Source organism: Bradyrhizobium sp. CCBAU 45321, from assembly GCF_028128975.1.
Classification (GTDB): Bacteria; Pseudomonadota; Alphaproteobacteria; order Rhizobiales; family Xanthobacteraceae; genus Bradyrhizobium; species Bradyrhizobium yuanmingense.
Window position 1 is genome coordinate 1 of the sequence record NZ_LFKZ01000068.1, and the last position, 2,656, is coordinate 2,656.

Here is a 2,656-nt window from a genome sequence, read left to right on the forward strand (position 1 = left end):
AGGCCTTCCTGGCCGGCTATCGCGGCTTGTTGATGAGCGACGGCTATGACGCCTGGGGCACGCTGACAGGCGCGACCCATCTTGGCTGTATGGCGCATGCGCGCAGGAAATTTACCGATGCGCTCAAGGCCAGGAAGACGCCCGGCGGTCCGCCATTGCATGCGCTCAAGTTCTTCGAGGCGTTGTATGAGGTCGAGAGGGTGGCGCGCCAGACGCCGCCCGACGACGAAACGCGCGCCGCATACACCTTGCGGCTGCGCCAGCAGCATAGCCTGCCGGTATTGGCCGCCTTCCGGACCTGGCTCGACGACCAGGCGCCGAAGGTCCTCCCCGAAAGCTTGACCGGCAAGGCGATCGCCTATGCGCGCAACCAATGGGATTATCTGACCCGTTACACCAGTGACGGTCTCGCCCCGATCGATAACAATGTTCTGGAGCGCGACATCAGGCCGTTTTGCACCAGACGAAAAAGTTGGCTGTTCAGCGACCCCGTTGCCGGCGCCAAGGCACGCGCCGTGATCTACAGTTTGGTGCTGACATGCCGGGCATGCGGCGTCGATCCCTATGCATGGCTACGTCACGCGCTCACCGAATTGCCCCAGCGCGCGCCAGACGCCGATATCGAAGATCTGTTGCCGTTCAACTGCACCGCTCAAAAAAACCTGCCAGCTGAGAATAGCGGCTGACGTTCGAACGCTCAGGTCAACCAAGCCGTTCCGATGACACTGCTGGGGCCCGGCGTCACGCGACGCCGCGGCCAGCCGCGCGCGTAGCCTGTGCGGTAAAATACCTTGCAATTACCCACATTTGACGTCGGATTTGAGCGAGGCGCCGCGGCCGAAATCTTGAATCAGTAGAATCTGTTGTGATTCGTTGTTGAGCCCCTGATTCGGAAGCGCGGGGTGCTCGATGGGCTTGGTGAAGGAACGCGCGTGGGCGCGTGCTCAGCGACTGACGACCGGTATCCAGACGTGGGTTGATCGGGAAGTTGCGGGATGCGAGTTTAAGGATGAGCGGCTTGGTCGCCGGTTCTGCAAATTGCTCGCACAAATGGGGAGCGACATGGGTCAAAGCATCCCGCTGGTTTGTCAGGATTGGGCCAACACGAAGGCCGCCTATCGCTTCTTCTCCAACGAGCGGGTCGACGAGGCGGATATTCTTGGCGAGTCATTTCGAGGCGACGCGCGGGCGCGTAGCGGCGACGGAGGGACCGATCCTCGTCCTCCATGACACGACGGAATTCAGCTTCAAGCGCGAGAAGCCGGATCTGATCGGCTTTACGGGCAAGACGGCAGGACGCACGCAGTGCGGTATCCTGATGCATTCGAGTGTCGCCGTGACGACCGAGGGGCTTCCGCTAGGACTGTCGGCAATCAAGTTCTGGACTCGCAAGAAGTTCAAGGGGACGACGGCGCTGAAACGAAAGATCAATCCGACACGGGTGCCGATCGAGCAGAAGGAGAGCATCCGCTGGCTCGAGAATTTACGGCAATCGACCGATCTTCTCGCTGCCCCTGGACGATGCGTTCATATTGGTGATCGCGAGAGCGACATCTATGAGCTGTTTTGCCTGGCCGAGGAGGTTGGAACGCATTTCCTGGTGCGAACCTGTGTTGATCGGCTTGCCGGGGATGGCAATCATACAAAATTGCCGACGAAATGGACGAGGTTACGATCAAGGGTCTGCATCGGATCAACGTCAAGGACGACAAAAGCGATCCCGACGACGCCGTTCTTGAGATCAGGTATCGAAAGATACGCATCCTGCCGCCGTCGGCAAACAGACGAAATATCCCGCACTCACTCTGACCGTGATCCATGCTCAAGAGCGCGGAAGGCCGACGCGGCGAAAGAAAATCGAGTGGAAGCTCCTCACCGATCTTGTCCAATCGTGCAAGGACGCCATCGAGAAGATCGAATGGTACGCGTTGAGGTGGAAGATCGAAGTCTTCCATAAGATCCTCAAATCGGGCTGCAAAGCAGAGGACTCAAAATTGCGAACTGCTGAGCGTCTGGTCAATCTGATCGCGGTCTTCTGCATTGTGAGTTGGCGCGTCTTCTGGATGACGATGCTCAATCGCTCCTCGCCGAATGCCATACCGCAAATGGCGCTGACGGATCCCGAAATGAAGCTTCTTGACCATTTGGTGAAAGACCGGGGTGGTGATTGCTCTCGACGAAGCACGCTCTCCCACTATGTCGTCAAGATCGCGCGGCTCGGAGGATACCTGGCCCGAGCCAACGATCCGCCTCCAGGAAATACCGTGATCTGGCCCGGACTATCGCGGCTGAACGACATCGAGCTTGGAGCTGCAATCGAGGTAACAACTATGGGTAATTGAAAGGTAAAATACGCGCTTACAATCATTCCGCAGTGGCGACTGTCGCCGCTGCCGCGATACATCTGCTCGTCGGATGTCGAGACGTTGATTGCAACATGCGATCAGACCACGGCGACTGGCGTGCGTGATCGGGCGATCCTGCTGCTGTTGGCGCGACTGGGTTTGCGAGCCAGCGACATTCTTTATCTTCGTATCATCGATATTGATTGGCAACAAGCCACCCTGTCAGTTCGTCGCAAGGGGCGCCGCTGCGGCCGTCGGTCCCGATTCGGCAAGACGTGCCGTTCTACAAGGACTTTGCCGAGGTGATGCGG

General features: G+C 58.5%; 5 protein-coding genes. 4 read left to right on the forward strand and 1 reads right to left on the reverse strand.

All coding sequences use genetic code 11. The annotated features are described in order from the left end of the window. Together tnpC and ACM43_RS38580 are read left to right on the forward strand one after the other, a co-directional pair. On the forward strand, positions 1–686 hold a 686-nt coding region (tnpC, locus tag ACM43_RS09770; protein ID WP_271539871.1), incomplete at its 5' end, for an IS66 family transposase. Positions 687–909: 223 nt separating this feature from the next. Continuing rightward, on the forward strand, positions 910–1,230 hold the full coding sequence (locus ACM43_RS38580; protein ID WP_050996352.1) for an IS4/Tn5 family transposase DNA-binding protein: 321 nt from the start codon (positions 910–912) through the stop codon (positions 1,228–1,230). Positions 1,231–1,483: 253 nt separating this feature from the next. On the opposite strand, the gene ACM43_RS38585 is transcribed toward ACM43_RS38580, so the two are convergent. Then, positions 1,484–1,642, reverse strand: a complete 159-nt coding sequence (locus ACM43_RS38585) for a hypothetical protein (protein WP_333919205.1) — start codon at positions 1,640–1,642, stop codon at positions 1,484–1,486. Between the two features lie 169 nt (positions 1,643–1,811). Between ACM43_RS38585 and ACM43_RS38590 the strand changes: the two genes are divergently transcribed. After that, positions 1,812–2,342, forward strand: a complete 531-nt coding sequence (locus ACM43_RS38590) for a hypothetical protein (protein WP_333919206.1) — start codon at positions 1,812–1,814, stop codon at positions 2,340–2,342. A 60-nt stretch (positions 2,343–2,402) separates the two neighbouring features. Next, positions 2,403–2,651 (forward strand): tyrosine-type recombinase/integrase, encoded by a 249-nt coding sequence (locus ACM43_RS09780; protein ID WP_271539872.1) that lies wholly within the window; start codon positions 2,403–2,405, stop codon positions 2,649–2,651. Positions 2,652–2,656 lie beyond the last annotated feature (5 nt).